Origin of the sequence: Helicobacter pylori (assembly GCF_014496485.1) — a bacterium.
In the GTDB taxonomy this organism is placed as follows: Bacteria; Campylobacterota; Campylobacteria; order Campylobacterales; family Helicobacteraceae; genus Helicobacter; species Helicobacter pylori_DD.
In genome coordinates this window covers 1-19546 of record NZ_JACTAX010000001.1, presented here as the reverse complement: position 1 = coordinate 19546, position 19546 = coordinate 1, and the positions used below count along the sequence as shown (strand labels likewise).

The 19546-nt window shown below is 36.6% G+C and carries 17 protein-coding genes and 1 pseudogene; 3 read left to right on the top strand and 15 right to left on the bottom strand.

Annotated elements, in window-relative coordinates; all coding sequences use genetic code 11:
• Positions 1–445 precede the first annotated feature (445 nt).
• The 14 genes and pseudogenes from IC572_RS00080 to IC572_RS07890 all read right to left on the bottom strand — a co-directional run bounded on the left by IC572_RS00080 (position 446) and on the right by IC572_RS07890 (position 15471).
• Complete coding sequence (locus IC572_RS00080) at positions 446–1543, bottom strand: restriction endonuclease subunit S (RefSeq protein ID WP_187854646.1); 1098 nt, start codon at positions 1541–1543, stop codon at positions 446–448.
• Positions 1536–3167: an N-6 DNA methylase gene (locus tag IC572_RS00075; protein ID WP_187854645.1), complete on the bottom strand. Its 1632-nt coding sequence runs from the start codon at positions 3165–3167 to the stop codon at positions 1536–1538. Before IC572_RS00075 ends, IC572_RS00080 begins: the two co-directional genes overlap by 8 nt.
• Positions 3160–5439 carry a DEAD/DEAH box helicase family protein gene (locus tag IC572_RS00070; RefSeq protein WP_232263292.1) on the bottom strand — a complete coding sequence of 760 codons (2280 nt, stop codon included), beginning with the start codon at positions 5437–5439 and terminating at the stop codon, positions 3160–3162. Before IC572_RS00070 ends, IC572_RS00075 begins: the two co-directional genes overlap by 8 nt.
• Before the next feature lie 173 nt (positions 5440–5612).
• Positions 5613–6296, bottom strand: a complete 684-nt coding sequence (locus IC572_RS07690; protein ID WP_232263291.1) for a type I restriction endonuclease — start codon at positions 6294–6296, stop codon at positions 5613–5615.
• Between the two features lie 47 nt (positions 6297–6343).
• Complete coding sequence (locus IC572_RS00065) at positions 6344–8239, bottom strand: motility associated factor glycosyltransferase family protein (protein WP_187854644.1); 1896 nt, start codon at positions 8237–8239, stop codon at positions 6344–6346.
• A gap of 24 nt (positions 8240–8263) precedes the next feature.
• The gene (locus IC572_RS00060) at positions 8264–9031 is read right to left on the bottom strand and encodes a TerB family tellurite resistance protein (RefSeq protein ID WP_187854643.1); all 768 of its coding nucleotides are present in this window, start codon (positions 9029–9031) and stop codon (positions 8264–8266) included.
• Between the two features lie 9 nt (positions 9032–9040).
• Positions 9041–9355 carry a hypothetical protein gene (locus tag IC572_RS00055; protein ID WP_001861281.1) on the bottom strand — a complete coding sequence of 105 codons (315 nt, stop codon included), beginning with the start codon at positions 9353–9355 and terminating at the stop codon, positions 9041–9043.
• A gap of 1 nt (position 9356) precedes the next feature.
• The gene (locus IC572_RS00050; protein ID WP_187854642.1) at positions 9357–10844 is read right to left on the bottom strand and encodes a DUF5644 domain-containing protein; all 1488 of its coding nucleotides are present in this window, start codon (positions 10842–10844) and stop codon (positions 9357–9359) included.
• Positions 10845–10855: 11 nt separating this feature from the next.
• The gene (locus IC572_RS00045; protein ID WP_001188578.1) at positions 10856–11344 is read right to left on the bottom strand and encodes a hypothetical protein; all 489 of its coding nucleotides are present in this window, start codon (positions 11342–11344) and stop codon (positions 10856–10858) included.
• Positions 11329–13065, bottom strand: a complete 1737-nt coding sequence (locus IC572_RS00040; RefSeq protein WP_187854641.1) for a M3 family oligoendopeptidase — start codon at positions 13063–13065, stop codon at positions 11329–11331. The genes IC572_RS00045 and IC572_RS00040 overlap by 16 nt, the downstream gene beginning before the upstream one ends.
• Before the next feature lie 97 nt (positions 13066–13162).
• Positions 13163–14413, bottom strand: coding sequence for a cation:proton antiporter (locus IC572_RS00035; protein ID WP_187849041.1), 1251 nt, complete (start codon positions 14411–14413; stop codon positions 13163–13165).
• A 154-nt stretch (positions 14414–14567) separates the two neighbouring features.
• Complete coding sequence (locus tag IC572_RS07685; protein WP_232263290.1) at positions 14568–14750, bottom strand: hypothetical protein; 183 nt, start codon at positions 14748–14750, stop codon at positions 14568–14570.
• Positions 14734–15294, bottom strand: a complete 561-nt coding sequence (locus tag IC572_RS00030; RefSeq protein ID WP_000595776.1) for an outer membrane beta-barrel protein — start codon at positions 15292–15294, stop codon at positions 14734–14736. Before IC572_RS00030 ends, IC572_RS07685 begins: the two co-directional genes overlap by 17 nt.
• A gap of 43 nt (positions 15295–15337) precedes the next feature.
• A pseudogene (locus IC572_RS07890) lies at positions 15338–15471 on the bottom strand (orotate phosphoribosyltransferase).
• A 42-nt stretch (positions 15472–15513) separates the two neighbouring features.
• Between IC572_RS07890 and modA the strand changes: the two are divergent.
• The 3 genes from modA to IC572_RS00015 are packed head-to-tail and all read left to right on the top strand — an operon-like array spanning position 15514 to position 17744.
• Positions 15514–16254, top strand: a complete 741-nt coding sequence (modA, locus tag IC572_RS00025) for a molybdate ABC transporter substrate-binding protein (RefSeq protein WP_187854640.1) — start codon at positions 15514–15516, stop codon at positions 16252–16254.
• A 21-nt stretch (positions 16255–16275) separates the two neighbouring features.
• Positions 16276–16950, top strand: coding sequence for a molybdate ABC transporter permease subunit (gene modB, locus IC572_RS00020; protein WP_108575099.1), 675 nt, complete (start codon positions 16276–16278; stop codon positions 16948–16950).
• Positions 16947–17744, top strand: coding sequence for an ATP-binding cassette domain-containing protein (locus IC572_RS00015; RefSeq protein ID WP_187854639.1), 798 nt, complete (start codon positions 16947–16949; stop codon positions 17742–17744). Before modB ends, IC572_RS00015 begins: the two co-directional genes overlap by 4 nt.
• 116 nt (positions 17745–17860) lie before the next feature.
• Here IC572_RS00015 and gltX read toward each other — a convergent pair whose 3' ends face one another.
• The gene (gltX, locus tag IC572_RS00010) at positions 17861–19252 is read right to left on the bottom strand and encodes a glutamate--tRNA ligase (protein ID WP_187854638.1); all 1392 of its coding nucleotides are present in this window, start codon (positions 19250–19252) and stop codon (positions 17861–17863) included.
• Between the last annotated feature and the right edge of the window lie 294 nt (positions 19253–19546).

The following is a 19546-nucleotide window of genomic DNA, read 5'->3' as shown; positions in this document are numbered from 1 at the left end:
GTTTAAAAACTCTTTTTTGTAAAACTTCATTTTTTGAATAAAACTTCATTTAACCCTAAAAGATCGCTTAAAATTTTTTTAGCGTTTTTTGGGTTGATTGTTTCTATAATAAACAAACGCAAGTAGTAATCTCTTGGTTTTCTCTTTGGTTGCGGTATTTGGAGTATGTTAGGGTTGGGGGTAACAGTGGGTGGTTACCTCAGAAAAGGAGATAACCTAACATGAGATTAGTAATCATAGTTTTAATGGTGTCCGCAACGCCATTATACTAAAATTTTGGCTCTGGCGCAAGAGCACTGGGGTCAAATCTTACTAGCGGATTTGACTCAAACTTTTAATTTTTGAAACTTCTTTTTCTTTAAAAAATTTCATTTTGATGACAAAACTTCTCTTTCTTGTAATTAAAGGGTTTTTACCCCTTAAAAAAGTTTTGTTCTAAAATTTTTCATTGGGGTTTGACTTGTTGTTTTAAGAGTAGGGGGAGTAGAAAGTCTCTGATTTGTTCTAATTTTTTAGAAGTTCTTGTGTTAATGGATATAAGCGTGAGTAGGGGCATAATAATTTGATTAAATTTTTTAATTTCATGCACGGACGGCATGTAAATAGGATATTTTTTAAGCAAATTTTTTTGTAAGTGTTTAAGGCTAGTTCCTTGAAAAAAGCTTTGATTGATATGGGTTTTTATGCTTGAAAGCAGTAAATATAAATAGTCGCTAAATTCGTTAGCGCCAATACACCAAGTATCCGTTGAATAAGAAGCTTTGCCTACATAAAATTTAATACCAGCATTGCCCCCAGTGTTTAAAAAGCAATTTCTGCCATCAATGATTGATTTAGGATAGGATAGGACATTATCTCCGCTTGTAAAGAAAGGGTATTTATCTTGGGTTTTTTGGGCGTTTTTAACCATAATATTAGATTTAGGATTTTCAATAATAATTTGTTCTAGCTTTGCATTTTTAGGTTTGTATTTGAAATAATATTCATAGATTTTATAAGCGAGGGTGTGTAAAAGCTCATTGATTTTGTGGTTGTTTTCTATTTTTTGATCTAAAACAGAAAGCGTGCGGGCGATTTTTTGTTGTTCGTAATAAGTGGGGGGTATCTTAACTTGGAATAGTCCTAAAGTAGCCCCTGAAACTTCTTTAAAAGTAGTTCCGCCCCCTATGTTAGAAATATTATCCTTATGGTATTTGAGTAAGTAATATAAAAATTCAAAATAAATTTTTTTATTAGGGATAATGCTTTTAAAACCTTGATTGGTGCATAGCCTTTTTTCAGCAATAGCCACATAACCTATAGGAGCTCTTGAAGAAAATAAAATGGCATGCTTTGGGAGTAACACACAAGAGCATGATTTAAACCCTAAGCGTGAAATGCTGCGGCTGCCTTTTTTAATGTAGCGCCCTTGTAAAGTGGATAAATCTTTAGGGGTAATCCAAGCAATTTTATTGCCATAATTTTTGGGGTTATTGGTAGGTGGGGTAGCGCCACCGACAATTTTCCCTAAATCTTTTAAATAAAATGTTTGCCACTCACTCAAACCTAACCCCTTTTAAAGTTTCTAAAATTTCTTGTTGCAAATTTTGGCTTTCATCAAAAAGGCTTGTCAGTTCGCTTGAATATTGTTGCATCAAGTGTTCAAACTCCGCTTGGCTGATTGTTTCGCTTGTGTCTTCTATAGTGAAATACTGCCCGGGGTTTAGAGAATAATTTTTTTCTGTGATTTCATCAAAAGAAACTAGGGCGCAAAAATCCGATTTTTTAGTTTTATTTTGAAAAGTTTCTAAAATCAAATCCATATCGCTTGGTCTTAAGCGCGTTTTTTTGTTTTTGTTTTCGGTGTATTCTTCGCCGAGTTTGGAAGCATCAATCAAGATCACTTCCTTTGCGCTTGGCGTTTTTTGAAAAAAGATGATGCTCACGTTAGTGCCGGTGTTGGCAAAAACCTGACTGGGCATGCAAATCACCCCATAAACGAGCCTTTCATCTACTAAATGCCGGATAATCTTATTTTCTATCCCGCTTTTAGCGCTGATGAATCCGGTTGGCACGATAATAGCCCCCTTACCCTTATGGCTAAGCATGTTCAAGCAATGCTGGAAAAAGAGCGTGTAAATGGGCATTTTGCTTTTATCGTTTTTAGGGATATTAGGCACGCCTAAGAAAAAATCGTTTTTGTTTTGCGAAATTTCGGCATGCTCGTTGGAAAAATCCAGCTTGAAAGGGGGGTTACTCACGATGTAATCCATTTTCCCATGATAATCTTTAGAATGGTAGGGGTTAGTCAAGGTGTTTCCCTCAATGGCGTATCTTAAAGAGTGGGTCAAGTCGTTTAAAATCAGGTTGAGTTTGAGCATTCTTAAGGATTTTTGCGAAATGTCTTGGGCATAAAGGGTGCAAGAATTAGTGCCTATTTGGTGGGCTAATGCCATTAAAAGCGTTCCTGTGCCTGCGCTTGGGTCATAGATTTTGACGCTTTGAGTGGGTTTATTCACTAAAAGCTTAGCAATGATGCTAGCGATGCTTAAAGGGGTGTAGTATTCGGCGTATTTCCCTCCGCCGGCGTTATTGTAATCTTTGAGTAAGTATTCAAAAATGGGGGCGAAAAAATCATAGCCTTGTTGGTTTTGTAAATTTAAAAAAGCTTGTTTGAAATTAAAATTTTTGAGTTTGTCTAATAAAACTCTGGTGAAATTAGCCCTTTTAGACTCTTCGTTAATGTATGGTGAGATGCTTTCAAATAGGGCAATAGTGGTTTTGTCCGTGCTTGTGGTGTTGAAAAGCTCGGCATTATTGCTAGAAATGCGATTAAAAATAGCGTCTAGCTTTAGGTGTAAATCGTTATCGTTAAAATGTTTTTCAAAAAGATAGCTTAAAAGCTCATCATAGGCGAGTTTGGGGAGTCTTTTATCGGTTAAGGCAATAAAGAACTCTTCTTTTTCTTCTTCGTTCAAGTCTTTGTAATCTTGTATCGTTTGGTTGGGGAATTCTTGTTCAAAAAGGAATTCAAATTTATCGCATAAGAATTTATACAAAAAGCATTGCGTGATGATCTTGTATTCGTTGCCGTCGTTCCCTAAACCAAAACTCGTGCAAGTGACTTTTAAATCATCAATGAGGCTTAGGGTGTCTTGTTTGATTTGCAATAAGGCGTTATTAGGCATTCAAATTTCCTTGATGGTGGTTTTGCGTGAGTTCGTTAAAAAGGGTTTGAATGATAAGTTCTTTTTCTTTTTCTAAATCTTTTAAGGAGGGGTCTTTTTTGAAAGCGTCCCTTAATTCTACTTTTATGGCATTTTTTAGGTAATACTCTTCGTTTAAGATTTCTTGACGCTTAAAAATACGCGCATCAAGAGCTTTTTTGAGCGCGCCTAAAAGCGTGAAAATTCCCTTAGAAATGTTTTCTTCCATAAGGCGATTGTGAAGTCGCTTATGCGTGATCACATAAGCTCGATCATTATTGTATTTATTTAATAGGTTGGTGGTTTGCTCCTTATGTTGTTGGAGTTGTGAAATGATCACGCTATAAGAATGAGAAATTCCATCAAAATTATGATTGGTTAGGGGTTCTTGGATCAGTTTTGAAAGCTCTTTAGAAATCTTTTGGATTTCTTTATCTTGTTTGTCCGGGATTTTTTCTAACATCTCTTTAGCTTGCTTGTATTTAGCGCTAATCTCTTCTTTTTCTTTAAAGCGTAATTCTTTGCTTTCTTTAAACTCTATTTTAAAGTCTAAAAGAGCGATGAGGTCTTCTAAAACGATTAAATCGTTTGGGTTTTTAGGCTCATTGATATTTTTTAACGCATGGAGTTGTTTGGCTTTTTTGCCAAGCATTGAAGAGATTTTGCTGATCTTTTCAATATCCATTTTTTCTTTTAAGGAAAGGATTTTTTCATCACTAGAAGTGCGGATTAAATTGTAGCGCTCTTTGAGCGTGTTAATGGCTTGTGAGACTTTTACAAGCTCGTTCATTTTGCTGATACTAACAATGGCGCTAGTCATGGCCTCTATATCGTCAATGGGGTAATTAAAAAGATCATCATAGGCGTTTTTAATGTCTTCTTCTAAAGTTTTACGATCCGCAAACATGTCTTTGAGATTATCTTGGATATTAGAATCGCTTTGATTGAATTGGTTTAATTCTTTCAAGTAATCATCAGTCGTTTTGTCGTAATTTTCTTTAATCCCTACAAAATCTATAAGGTAGCCAAAAGACATGTTGTTATAGGAGCGATTCACTCTGGCTAGGGCTTGGAGCAAATTGTGATCTCTTAATTCTCTGTGGATATAAAGGCGTTTGAGACTGGGTAAATCAAAGCCGGTCAAAAGCATGTTAAACACAAAGACTATATCCGTATCTCCATGTTTAAAAGAATAAATCTTTTCTTTGACTTCTTGTTCATCATGCAAAATCAGGCTGGATTGGAGTTGTTTTAAAATTTTCAGGTTAGGGTTTTCTTGTAAGACTTTTTCTTGGACTTCATTAAAAAATAAATTAGCTAACTTGGCTTGGGCGCTTGAAAAACAAACCACCATAGCCTTTAAATTTTCATCATTATTTACACGCCTAAAACTCAATAAATCTCTGATGATATAAAAGAGCATTTCTTTAATGTATCTTTCATGATTAAAAATCGTTTCTTTTTTAACCTCTATGTCTTCAATAGTGATGCTTTCTTGTAAAAGGCGATAGATTTTTTGTAGTTTTTCTTTGTAACTCGTTTCAATGCTTTCTAATTGGAGTTTTAGGGTGTGTCTGTCTTTAATGGATTCTGCATAAGAATAGGTGTGCAAGTAGTTGCCAAAAGTGTTTTTAGTGGCTTTATCTTGCGCGTTGTCTTCTAATAGGGGCGTGCCTGTGAGAGCGATTTTTACCGCTGTTTTGTCGCATTCTATCAAATTAGCGTAAAAACAGCCTTTAGGATCATAGCTCCTGTGGGCTTCATCTATGATAAACACCCTTTGTAAATCGTGGTTATCTTTTGTCGCTTCTTGTAATTCTGTTTTAGAAATAATTTCTTTAGTAGCGCTAGAAGGGTCTTCATTGGGGGCTTTTTCTTCATTGGGGGCTTTGAATTTTTGGATATTCACAACGATGATTTCATCATTCCCTTGAGGGCCTTCAAACACGCTAGCGTTTTTTAATTTTTGGCTCAAATCCTCTTTATTTTCTGCCTCATGCACACAAAGGCCTCTTTTTAAAAACTCGTTTTTGGCTTGTTCTAATAAATCCAACCTGTCCACAATAAAATAAAATTTAGTCTTTTTGTTTAGGTTGGATCGGCTAAAAAAGTCTCTGATGAGTTTGGTTAAATGGTAGGTTAAGGCGGTTTTACCGCTACCTTGCGTGTGCCAAATGATGCCTTTTAGGGGGTCTTTTGGGTTCGTTTCATAATGCTTTTGCAATTCTTTTAAAACGTTCAAGCTCGCAAACATCTGCGCGTAACGCCAAATGTGTTTTTTAAACTCTGATTTTTCTTTTAAGAAACTGATGCCGTATTTTAGGATAAAGCAAAGCCTTTTGTGAGAGCAAAACGAAGTTAAAAGGGAGTTTGTGGGGGTGTCTTTAGGGCTTTTTGGGGTGTCGGCGTCTTTAAGGTTAAATTCGTTTAAGACGCGTTTTTGAATTTCTTCAAGCGATCGATGGTTTTGATGGTTTTGATGACTTTGATCATTTTCGGGGGGGGGGTAATATCTAGCCTATTAGCTTCAACAAAGCGTTGGAAAACAGGCGAATAAGAAGCGCTATAAAACGCGCCTTGATCGGGGTTGTTTTCATCATAAGGCAAGTTATCGCTAAAGAGCCAGATTTGCGCGAGGTTATAAAAAACTTTGTTTTCGGGGTTTTCATAGCGTTGGATATGGCGATCTCTTTCTTCTTTAATGCCTTTTTCGGCAAAAGGCTGCTTAACTTCTATATTCACCAAAGGCAAGCCATTGATAAAAAGGGTTATATCAGTTCTTAGGGATTTGTAGGGTAATTCGGTCATCATTTCATAAAGATTGTTGTTAGGGTTATCAAAGTCTATGATTTGATTCTCGCTTTTGAGCAAGTATTCATAAAAGCTTTTGCCCAAATCATCATAATTCAAGCGTTTTTTCATTTCAGTCAGCGAATCTTTTGCGTTTTTAGTGGGGTTTAGTTGGTTAAAGGCTTGAGTGAAACTATCGGTTAAAATATTAGTGGCGGTGTCTAGGTTAGGCTTATTTTTTTGAGAGATAAAATCATAGCCCAACTCGGCTAAATGCATTAAGGCAGGGATTTGAACCCTTGTGATTTCATTGTATGGCATGCACACCCCTTAGATTTAAGGTTGTTATTATAGTGTAAAAATAAAAATCATGGTTGTTTGAGTTGCATTTGCAATAACAAACAAGCTTTTTTAAGGAATTGTTTTAAGGTGTTTTGAGAGAATTTGATAAAATGCGTCAGCTCATTTTCTTTAAGATGCAATGAAACGATTAAGACGCTTTGTAAGATATGAGCGACACTCCCTTCAAATAAAATGCCTATGGTGGGGGTTTTAGCACTTGTTGTTTGGCAAAACCCACTCAAATTATCCACCCATTCAAATATTTCTTGCTTGGTTTTACAAGGCGTGTTTAAATATTTTAAAAAATCCTCTTTAAAACGAATCAGATTTTTTTGTAAATTGTTTAAATCCTTAGCATGATTATTTTTAGGGCTAAACATGCTTTTAATGCGAGCGGTAGCGTCTTGTTTGTTGATTTGTTTCAATTTCACTTGAGAGTAATTAAGGCTAATAGCATGCTTGATTTTCGCCCCATAACTCAGATTATAGACTTTTTTAGGTTGGTAATAATGAAGGGCTTCTTCAATCCTTTCTTTAGAGAGCAAAAAGAGCGAGTCGCTAAAAGTTTCATAACCTTCAACATTACCCTCTACGCTGATTAAAGATGAAGTGTTAATTTCTTTTTCGTTTTCATAATAGGAATTTTGAGCGTGCTTTTTAAACCCTTTGATATAAGCGCAATCTAAAGCGCACAAATAGATTTCATCGCTCATCAAACCCGCTAAAGCCACCCCGGCATTGCCCACAAGAGGCGCTGCGTATTCTATGCTTAAAGGGCTTATATACGCGCAAGCGCTCCCCCCACGCATAAACATCAATGCTTCTTTAGCTAAATTAAAAGCGTTAGGATTGAGCATGTTAGCCCCCATTAAGGGGGTGTCTTCTAGGGGGGCTTTTTCTAAAACCTCCTTAAGATAGTCTATGCGCTCCACTTCTATTTGAAAATCCACTTTAACGCCATGCGCTTTTAAAGGCTTTAAAGCGGTTCCGCATGAAAAAATGATGAATTTTTCTTCATTTTCTTTTAAAAAATCCAACAATAAATCCAGGCTTGGCCCATTACCCACCACGCAAATGGGGGCGTTAATTTTTTTAGGTTTAATCTTTAGGGTTTGGTATAGGGGTAAGTTTTTGAGCGTGTTCTTTAGCCCTAGCAATTCGTCTTCAAAACTCCCCCAACCCCTTAAGGCTTGTTTGTAATAGCTTTGAATGTTTTCTCGCATGCGCATATTAAAAGTGCTTTTATAGGGCATGATTTCTAATTTTAAAAAAGAATGCGTAACAGGGCGTTTCAAAAAATCCATTTTCAATTCATTAGGGTTAAAAAACCCTTGAATAAAGAGTTTAACCCCTTTTTTAATCAAATCTTCATAACGCGCAAAATAACAGCTGATCTTAAACAAATCTAAATTTTCTTCAAACAAATAAAGCGAATGGAAGCGGTAATTTTGAGCCTGTAAAATAGCCAAAAACAAGCCGTCTAAAACGCCATAAATCATGGTAGGGGGTAAGAATTTCTTTAAAGAGCAAGGCGTTTGATAATTGTCTAAAAAGTTTGAGATCGCATGCGTGGCTTTAAGGGTTAGGGGGAGTTTGTGGTTGTTTTGAGTTTTTAAATAATGTAAAGAGAGGCGGTTATTGTCTAATGACCATCTGGGATTATTCAAGGGGTTAGAAGCCATGTTGAAAGCGGTTTCTATCATTTGATGTTTAGGGTAGCTTAAAGCGTTTGTAGGCGTGTGTAAGAGATTAAGATGATTTTTTTCAAAAAGCAATTGGTAATTTTTAAAAGGCGTATTGAGAGCGTTAAACAGATTGGGGTGATAGGATTTGAAAAAAACTAAATTATCCCTAAAACGCTTTGAAATTTCTTTTTCTAAAAAGGGCGCATCAAAAGATGCTAGGGCTTTTAAAAAGGGCATTCAATAGCCTTTTTCATCATACCTTTATGAGTCTTTTAAATCATTTTCTAAAAGTTGGGAAGCGAGGGCGATTTTTTTCAACGAGATAAAATCTTGTTCGCTGTAGCGTTTGTTGTCATTCATTTTATGGTAGTAGGGGGTGCTTAAATTTAGGGCTTTTTCCTCTAAATCTTGCTTGGTTATATTAGTTTGGATTTCAAAAAGGTTTTTTGCTTCTTCTAAAGACATAGGGATTTCTATTGCATTGAAGCGTTCAAAATTATCATAAAGCTCGTTAAAATCCTGATTGTCTATCTGTAAAAACGCCCCCACATCTAAAAACAATTCTTTTTCTTTGCTATCCAAAATCCCATCAGCATAGGCCAATAACATAAGAAATTCCACTAATTTCAGGCGTTTGGTGTATTCCCCATGCGTGTGATCAGCGATTTCTTGGCATAAGGATTCAAAATTTTCTTTTTTATCCACAGGCTCATTGAGAAGCTCTTTGGCTAAATTTTGCTGTTCGCTGTTTAAGGGCTGCTCTAATTCATGGATAAAAAGCGTTCTTAAGGCGTTATCCAAAGCGTTTTTTTGAATGTCTAAAAATTTTAAAAGACGCATATACGCACCCGTTTGGGTCTGCTTGAATTTGTCTAGGGGGCTAGATTGCACCAACAAATAGGGGTCATTTTTCAAGTCGTATTCTTCGGTTTTGGTTTTAGGGTTTAGGGGGTTTTTTAGATATTCTTTGAGGGTGTTGTAAAAATAAAACAACACAACCGCCGCAACAATTAATAAAATGATTTCCATTTTTTTCCTTTATGAGTATTTTTTCATTTGTTCTTTGAGATCTTGTTTTTGCCTGCTCTCTCGCTCTTTTTTGGCTTGATAGAGGCGCATTTGCTCTTCTTTTTGCTTGTCTTGTAAGATCATTTTCCTCTCATGGTTTTTTTTAAGCCGTTCTATGTATTCTTCTCGTTTTTCTGGGTCTTGGAAACTCACAGGGCGGATGAAAAAAACAAACAAGATCAACACAAAAATCCCTATAGCGACAATTTCAGAGCCTTCGCCATTGAAAGCATACCAAAGCCCTCCCATCAAAGAAGCGAGAGCGAGTTTTAAAAAAGCGTTCATTTTAAATGAAAGTAACTTGATGATAATGCGTATCAAACCCTAGAGCTTGCTTATCTTTTTCCCCCATAGCCATTAGCGCGATTTGAGGTAAAAATAAAGTGGGGGTGTTGTCATTATCTCTTTTATAAATCTTTGAAGCTTTTAAGCTTAAATTTTCAAAAGCGTGAAAAAGCCCTAAAGAATGCACGATTAAAAAATCCGCCCCTAAATCAATCCCTAAATAGCGTAAATGCGCGCACTGGAGTAAGCCGCTTGCTTCATTGACTTCTAAAAGGGGGGCGTAATTTTGAAAAGACTCTAAAAAATGGGGGGCTTTTAAACGGATTTTATTGAAAAAATGATCGCTTTGTTTGATGCGAGAAAATTCAGCCCCTAAAAACGCATCAAAAGGGCTTTTCAATTCCCATGCCAAAAATTCATTAACCCATTCATTAAGATAGGCTACCTCAATATCTTTTTCATAAACGAGTTGGTATTTTTTCAATTTTTCATTGACGGAGTTGATGATTTCAGGGTTGTTGTCTAAAACTTCTTTAGCATGCAAGATATTCAAATACGCATCTTCTTCGCAAAAAATGAGCGAAACGCCATTGGCTTTGGCTAGAGCCAGATTATACGCACAAGCCGTGAGGAAATCATTCGTGCTTATAATCTTCCCATAATAGCCCCCATCATAACAAAAAGGCAGATCAATGATTTTTTGCCCCATTTTTTCTAAATAGAGCTTAGCGCTTTTGAGAAGCGATTGCGCGTTTAAATGCTTCGCATAAGCGTTAAAGAGCGTGCAAGTTTTAGGGGGGTTAGGCGTTTTAGGAGGGTTAGAATGGTATTGAAAAAGGCTTAAAAGGTTTTTAGAAAAATCCTTCCATGGCTTGATTTTGGAATTGGTTAGGATTTCTTGCAATTCATAGATTTCATGGTCAATGTTGTCATCGTTTTTATAGAGATAATGCGCCACGCTTAAAAAATTCATCACACCGCTTTCAGGTTGAGAAATCATCTCTAATAACCGGTTGCGCTCTGTGGGGTAGCGCTTCATCAGCCATTTAACATACAAGAAAAAGCCATCGCCCAGATATTTAGGGTTGGTTTGGGGGTTGATAAAATTGATTTGGATAAACTTTTCTAATTCTTCTTTTTCGCCTTTAGTGATGTAGGGGACTTGTTTGAAAAAATCTTCATAGTTTTTTAAAACCGCCTTTTCATCAATCATCAAGTCTTTTAAAGCGTATCGTTTGGATAGGGGATCTAGCACCCATTCTTTAGAAAAAAACGCCACCAAATCGCTCACTTTAGCGTCTTCAAACACCGCAATTTGGTTGATTTTAAGCGCGATATTTTCATTATAACTCACGCCTTTGAGTTGTTTTAAAAGATCCAAAAGGTATTGATCTTCTTGGTATTCTAAAAAATAAGACTCATAAGCAGGGTTATAGTCCTTGTTGGTTTCAAAACGAAAGACCTTTACATGCAATTTCAAAACGCTCATCAATGATTCCTTTAGCTTTTGTGTAAATTTTCTAAAATCGCACGGTTTTTGGAATTGGAAAAAAGAGCCTCTTTAGAATCTAACCATTCTTTAGACTCTCGCTCGTCTTTTTTTGGCTCTTGTGTGATTGGCTCTTCTTTTTGAAACAATTCAAGCGAATCGCAACGATTGAATAAAACGGCATTTTCATTTTTTTCTTTGACAAGGATTTGAATGATGCCAGGAAGTTTTACTTGAACCACGCTGCCAATATTGTTAGGGCCAAACCCGGCTTCAAATTGCACGCTTTGTGTGTCAATCATCAAGCTTTCTAAGGTGTATCCGGCTAAAACAAACAGCACTAACGCGCCGAATTTTTCATGGATTTCTTTAGGGAGCTTGGGGGAAAAATCAATCGCATCTCTTTCGCACAAAAGGTTGAAACTCAAATGGTTTTTGGACAGAAATTGCAAGTATTCAATGCAATGCTTGTTGTTTAAAAGCCTTAATTCTCTTTGCATGCGAGCAACCTTTCAAATTCTTCTAACAAATGACGCACCTCTTGCATGCCAATTTCCCAAAATTCTTTGCTATCAATATCAAAGCCAAACATGGACACTAATTCTTTAGGGCTTTTTGACCCTCCTAAGCTCAAAAATTCCGTGTAAGTTTTAACAAATTCTTTAGCGTCGCTTTTTTTATAAAGCCCATAAAGCGCTAAAGTCAAAAGCTGCCCGTAACTATAAGCGTAGCAATAAAAAGGCGAATGGATAAAATGGGGGATATAGCTCCACCACAAATGGTAGTTTTTAGTGAGTTTCACGCTCTTTTCAAACATTCTTTGGTTTTCTTCAAACCAAATTCGATCAAAATCTTTGGTGTCTAATTCTTCATCTATTTCATGGATTCTTCTTTCAAAATTCGTCATCACCACTTGCCTAAAAAGGGTAGAAAAAATATCTTCTAATTTGCCGGCTAGCATGAAAAGGAGTTCGTCAGATTTTAAACCCTTTTTCAAATGCTCAAAAAACAGCATTTCAGAAAAGACAGAAGCGGTTTCTGCGGTGGTTAAGGGTGTATCCATGTTCAATACGCCCTGTTTTTTGGACAATTCTTGGTGGATCATATGCCCAAATTCATGAGCGATAGTGAAAGCGTCTCGGCGGTTTCCTGTGTAGTTTAACAACACATAAGGGTGAGCGCTAGGCACCGCGCCATGGCTAAAGGCCCCGCCTTGCTTAAAGTCTTTAGGGTGTGAATCCACCCAGCCTTCTTTGATCGCTTTAGAAGCGATTTTGTGAAATTCAGGGCTAAAGGCTTTAAGGGTTTTAAGCACTTCTTCTAAAGCCTGAGAGTAAGTCATGGTGATGCTCTCATTGTTTAAAGGGGCGTAGCGATCGTAATCTTTGAGTTTATGCCCTAAAATTTGCGCTTTTTGATGGTAGTAACGATGCACTAAAGAAAAATTAGCGTTCACGATCTCTATCATGCTATCCACGCTCTCTTGGGAGATCTGGTTGTCAATGTGGCGGAAACTCTCTTTTTTGTCGTATTTTCTCAGTTTGGTTTCAATGAGCAAATCCTTACGAACCATGTTTAAAATGTAAGTGAGTAAAGGGCGGGATTTTTCTAACGCTTTGCTGAAAGCTTTTTGAGATTTTTTACGGATCTTGCGTTTGGGGTTGTGCAAGAGGGCTAAAATTTCTTCTTCGCTTAAATTTTGCTCTTCAAAAGGGATTTTCAAAGAAGAAAAATGCTCATCAAAAAGACGGCTAAACGCACCCACCCCCACAGGTGAAAGGGCTAGAGCGATCTTTTCTTCATCTAAATTTAAGGTGTGCTTTTTCTTTTCTATGAGATTGTTTAGATAAAAAGCATGATCTTTGCATTTTTTAATGAAAGCGAGTTGTTTTTTAGCGTCCAAATTCTTAAATTCAATTTCAAAGAATAAAAGGTGTTGTTGGATATTTGCGCAAGCCATTTCGCATTGCGAATAAAACTTCGCTTCTTTAGTATTCTTAGCAAAAAGCAATTGAGCGTAAGCCATCACTCTAGAGATTTTTTCTGACAAATTTTCGTAATGTTTAAGAGCGTTTGCAAATCCTGTAGCGTCTAAATTCTTAAGGTTATTTTGATAAGCACTCTCAAATTCTTGCACTTCTGTTTGTAAGGTTTTTAAAAATTCTTCTGCGCTTTCTTTATTTTCAAATAAAGCGCTTAAATCCCATTCTTGCTCTTTCATGAAATCCCCTTTTTATACCAATTTGGAGTTAAAATATGCTTGTATTTTAACATAACACTGACAATACAAGCAAACTTATCATTTGGTTTTTACGCAATTATTTTTTAGCCGGCTCATTTTCTTGGCTCTTTTGGTGCAAAATAAATTGAGCGATAGATTCTAGGTATTTTAAAATAAAAGGGGTTGCTAACATGGAAAAGACCACCATGAGAATAAGGAGTTGGTGGATGTCATTTTGAGCGATATTTAAGATATTTTTTTGGTGCAAAAAACCAAGAATCCCTTTTTTTTCTTGCAAATTAAAGAGCTGGTGCGAGCCTGAATTTAAAAAGATCACGAAAGAAAACTCCCCGATTTGCGCTAAAGAAAGGGCGGTTTTGATGGCAGTTTTAGCGTCTCTAAAAAAACGCAAAAGCGCATAAATGATAGCCGTCTTAAACCCCATCACTAAAATGAGTAAGAAGATGACAACAAAGAACTTCTCCATAAAGAAACTCACATTAATTTGCATCCCTATTGTAATGAAAAAAAGGGCTAAGAAGAGGTTTTTTAATTGCGCGAATTCTTCTTGGACATTGATTTTATAGCGCGATTTAGAAATCGCCATGCCCACAATGAACGCCCCCAAAGACATAGAAAACCCAAAAAAATGGCTCAACCCCGCCGCGCTGCAAACAATCACTAAAATCGTGCCTATAAAAATTTCAGGCAAGCGCGTGTCTTTTGCTTGTTCTAAGATGAGATTAGCCCCTTTTTTTCCAGGCAATAATAAAAGAACTAAAATAATCCCTGCGGAAATAAGGGTTTTAAGAATGAGCAAATTGACATGAGAATCCTTGCTGCCTAGAATGGTCAAAATTAAAAGCATGGGAATGGCCGCAATATCTTGGAAAATCAAAATCCCCACCGCACTCTTTCCCATGGGCGTGCTAAGCTGTTTGGAATCTTCAAAGAATTTCAGCACAATAGCGGTTGAAGAGAGCGAAAGCCCCATGCCTAAAACAAGGGAAAAAATGGGTGAAAGACCCAAAATAAAATACCCCACTAAAAAAGCGATTAAAGCGCACAAAACGACTTGTAAAAGCCCAAAAACCAGCACTTCTTGTTTGATGGATTTGAGCTTGTCAAAATTAAACTCAATGCCTATCATAAACATTAAAAAGACGATACCAAATTCACCAATATCAGACAACAAATTAAAATCATTAATTTTAAAAAAAGCCGCTAAGACCGTTCCTGTGCAAATGTAGCCAATGATAACCGGCATGTCTAATTTCTTTAAAAAGATTCCAAAGCCTACAGCAAGCCATAAGCCAGCAATAACAATATAAAGTGTGCTGTTTTCCATAAAAACCTTTCCCCAGTAGAATCGATTTGTTTTAAAGAAATAAAAGCGAAACTATCCTATTAAATTGAGCCATTAAATAACACTATTGAATAAAATAATATCTATCAAAAATATATATAAGTAATTTATTATTTAAATCTTACTAAACCTATACTCAAATGTAAACACCAAACACTCTATTGAGTAAAATAAAAATTAAAACGCTAGGATTATACTGCGTTAAGGCAAACTCTCTATTTATGAAAAAGATTTTTGAACCCCAACCTTTTAAGAGTTGGCTAGGGTTTGATTTGATGAAGAAGAGCGAACGAAAGAATAAACTAGAAAGTGAAGACATAATCCACATACCAAGAATAGTAGCGGATAAGCCCTACATCTTTGCTGCCCTGATTAACCATAGGGAATTTCACGCCCGCTTCAAACGCGCTGCGATCCCCAACGCGCATTCTTCCGCCTAAATTCCATAAGAACTGGAATCTGGTTTGATTGACATCATAAGGGAACATCCAAGTGTTTCCGGCTAATTGAACGCCACCGATGAGACCTAGAGCGAATTTATCCAAAGGAATGAGATTGACAATCAAATCGCCACCGCCGCCATAGGTGAGCAAATTGGTTTTGGTGTGTTCAGTCCCTGAAGTGTTAAACCAATCTAAAAAGCCATACACCCTAGCCCCAAACCATTTATTGGCAAAGCCTACAAAACCTAATTTGAAATTCAAACCATAAAGATCATTGCCATGGCGCCAATCAGAGTAATTGCTGTTATAAGGGCCATAGCGACCTTGTTGATAACCCGCACCCATGAAAAACCCATTCACTTCGCCAGCTAGTGCTAAACTCGCGCTCAAGCTTAAAATACAAGCAATTCTTTTAATCATAATAAATCCTTCTTGTTGAATTAAAGTTACACCCTAAGATCGGTTATTTTTCTAAAAGATTTAATTTTTTATCAAAGATGAGGGTTTTAGAGTGAAAATATTGATTAAATCATGGATAAGTGGGATACACCTACAAAACCACCTCAAACTTTTAAAATACAAATTTTTAAGATACAAATAGGTATAATCACCAACTTCAATTTAATAAAAGGGAGTTCTATGAAAAATACTTTCAAAGCGTTTGCCTTTTTAATCGTATTTTTTTCAAGCGCTCTGTTGGCACAGGATTTAAAAATCGCTGCTGCTGCTAATCTCACACGCGCTTTAAAAGCCCTTGTTAAAGAATTTCAAAAAGAACACCCCAAAGATGCTGTTAAGATTAGCTTTAATTCTTCAGGCAAACTCTACGCTCAAATCGCTCAAAACGCCCCTTTTGATTTATTCATTTCAGCAGATATTACTAGACCTAAAAAGCTTTATGATGAAAAAATAACCCCTTTTAAAGAAGAAGTCTATGCTAAAGGCGTGTTGGTTTTATGGAGTGAAAATCTAAAAATGGATTCTTTAGAAATTCTTAAAGACCCTAAAATTAAACGTATCGCTATGGCTAATCCTAAACTAGCCCCTTATGGAAAAGCCAGTATGGAAGTCTTAGAGAATTTAAAACTCGCTTCTAGTCTTAAATCTAAAATCATTTATGGCGCTTCTATTTCTCAAGCCCATCAATTCATCGCCACCAAAAACGCTCAAATAGGCTTTGGAGCGTTATCTTTGATCGATAAAAAAGATAAAAACCTCTCTTATTTCATCATTGATAAAACCCTTTATAACCCTATTGAACAAGCCTTAATCATCACTAAAAATGGGGCTAATAACCCTTTAGCCAAAGTTTTTAAAGATTTTTTATTCAGCCCTAAAGCTAGAGCCATCTTTAAAGAATACGGCTATATCGTGGATTGAAACGCATAAAAAAGGCGAATAATGGATCATGAGTTTTTGATTACCATGCGTTTGAGTTTTTCTTTAGCTTTGATTACCACCCTTATTTTACTCCCTATAGGGATTTTTTTAGGCTATTTTTTAAGCCTTAAACGCAATCTTTTAACGAGCTTAACAGAAACGCTTGTGTATATGCCTTTAGTTTTACCCCCAAGCGTGCTAGGGTTTTATCTCCTTTTAATCTTTTCGCCTTCTTCTTTTTTGGGAGCGTTTTTACAAGATGTGTTAAATGTGAAACTCGTTTTTAGTTTCCAAGGGCTTATTTTAGGGAGCGTGATTTTTTCCTTGCCCTTTATGGTAAGCCCTATTAAAAGCGCGTTAATTTCCTTGCCCGCTTCTTTAAAAGAAGCTAGTTATAGTTTGGGTAAGGGGGAATATTACACCCTTTTTTTCGTCCTGCTCCCTAACATCAAACCCAGTGTATTGATGGCTATCATCACAACTTTTACGCACACTATAGGTGAATTTGGCGTGGTGATGATGCTTGGGGGTGATATATTAGGGGAAACAAGAGTGGCCAGCATTGCGATTTTTAACGAAACTGAAGCGCTCAATTACCCTAAAGCCCACCAATACGCCTTAACGCTCACGCTTATCAGTTTTAGCCTCTTGTTTGTTACCCTGTTTTTGAATAAAAAACAAAGCTCGTTTTTATGATAAAAGCGCGGTTTAAAAAACACCTTTTAGGATCTAGGGGTGCGTTTGATTTGAATATAGACTTAGAAATTAAAGAAGCAGAAGTTGTCGCTTTATTAGGAGAATCGGGAGCGGGTAAAAGCACGATTTTACGCATTTTAGCGGGGCTTGAAGCGGTGAGTAGCGGCTATATTGAAGTCAATCATTCAGTGTGGCTAGACACTCAAAAAAAGATTTTTTTAAAACCACAACAACGAAAAATCGGCTTTGTGTTTCAAGATTACGCTCTATTCCCTCATTTAAACGTGTATCAAAACATCGCCTTTGCTCACCCTAAAAATAAAAATAAAATCCACGAAGTGTTACGCTTAATGCGTTTAGAAAATCTAAGCCAGCAAAAAATTCTTCAACTCTCTGGCGGACAAGCCCAACGAGTCGCTTTAGCAAGAGCTTTAATCGCAGCCAAAAATCTATTGCTTTTAGATGAGCCTTTAAACGCCCTAGACAACGCCTTAAAAAACGAAGTGCAACAAGGTTTGCTTGATTTTATCAAGCGTGAAAATTTAAGCGTGTTATTGGTGAGTCATAACCCAAACGAAATAACCAAACTCGCGCAAACTTTCCTCTTTTTAAACAATGGCGTTATTGATTCTAATCAAGAAAATCGGCTTTTTTCAAACCGCTTGTTGATAAAACCTCTCTTTGAAGATGAAAATTACTGCCATTATGAGGTCATTCCTCAAACGATTAGTTTGCCCAAAGATTGTCTGAACCCAACTTTTAAGCTTGATTTCATTCAAAACAAAACATTTTAGAAATATTTTTTTATTTTTCTCTTAAAACCCTCTTATTTTTCAAAAGGAGTTGTTTAGAACAACCGCTAAAATCAAGCCTTTTATTATCAGCGTTCAATGAAAACAGAGCCAATCTTTTAGTTTTTCAAAAACTCTTCTATTCTTTTGACGCTCTCTGTTTTGCCTAAAATAAAAAGCGCTTCTTTAAGGCCTATCCCGCCCCCCTTACCCAAAAGGGCCAATCTTAAAGGCTGCATAAAACTACCCGCTTTAATCTTTTCTTCTTCAATGATTTGGTGCATGGCGTTTTCTAGCGCGCTTTCATCGTTGAAATTGACCTTATTTAATTCCAGCTTAAACTTTTCTAACAAGGGCATAACGAACGCTTGATTGAGCTTTTTAAAAACCTTTTCTTCATACTCCACAGGAGCGATTAAAACCTCATCTATTTTAAGGGCTAATTCTTTTAAGGTTTGAGATCTTTCTTTGAGAGCGTCCAACAAGCGATCCAATTGAGCGGGGTTTAAATGCGAGAGATCGCTAAAACTAAAAGGCTTTAAAAGTTTTAACAATTCTTGCACGCTTTGGTTTTTTAAATAGTGAGCGTTGAGCCAATTAAGCTTGTGCCAGCTGAAGCAACTGGGCGAAGAATTCAAATCTTTAGGATCAAAACATTCCAATAATTCTTGCATGCTAAAAACCTCTTTATCTTGATAGCTCCACCCCAAACGCGCTAAAAAATTCACTAAAGCTTCCTTAAGATAGCCCCTTTCTTGATAATCCATCACATTAGTGGCCCCATGGCGTTTGCTTAATTTTTGCCCTTCTTCATTCAAAATCATCGGCACATGGAAAAAATTAGGGATTTTAAAATTCAAAGCCTTATAGAGAACGATCTGTTTAGGGGTGTTAGAAAGGTGATCATCGCCTCTAATCACATCAGTAATCCCCATTAAAGCGTCATCAACAATAACCACAAAGTTATAAGTGGGCGTCCCATCGCTCCTGGCGATAATAAAATCGTCTAATTCGTTAGTGTTCACTCTCACTTCGCCTTTAACCCCGTCATTAAAAACAATGATTTCATTTTGCGGGACTTTAATCCTTACCACAGGCTCTATGCCTTTAGGGGGCGTGCCTTTAAAATCACGATAACGATTGTCATAGCGTGGGGTTTCTTTCCTGGCCTTTTGCTCTTCTCTCAAAGCGTCTAATTCATCTTTACTCATGTAGCAATAATAGGCTTTGCCTTCATCTAAGAGTTTTTGGATGTATTCTTTATAAATTTCAAAGCGTTTGGATTGGTAGAGGATTTCTCCATCGTATTCTAGCCCCACCCATTTGAAAGCCTCTATAATGGCGTTAGCCGCTTCTATGGAGTTACGGCTCAAATCCGTGTCTTCAATGCGTAAAAAAAACTTTCCTTGATTGGCTCGTGCAAAAAGATAATTAAAAATGGCTGTCCTTAAGCCTCCTATGTGGAGATAGCCAGTGGGCGATGGAGCGAAGCGCGTAACGATCAAACTCATTATTCTAACCTTAAAAATAAAATGCTCTTATTGTATTCAAAAATGGCTTAAAAATGGTTTCACTTTTTTCTATTATAATTAGTGTATGATTGAGATTATTTTTGATTAGGATCACCCATGCAATTTCAAAAAACCTTATTTCCTTTACCCTTATTATTTTTATCTTATTGTATCGCTGAAGAAAATGGGGCGTATGCGAGCGTGGGGTTTGAATATTCCATTAGTCATGCAATCCAGCACAATGACCCTTTTTTGAATCAAGAACGCATCCAAACGATTTCTAACGCTCAAAAC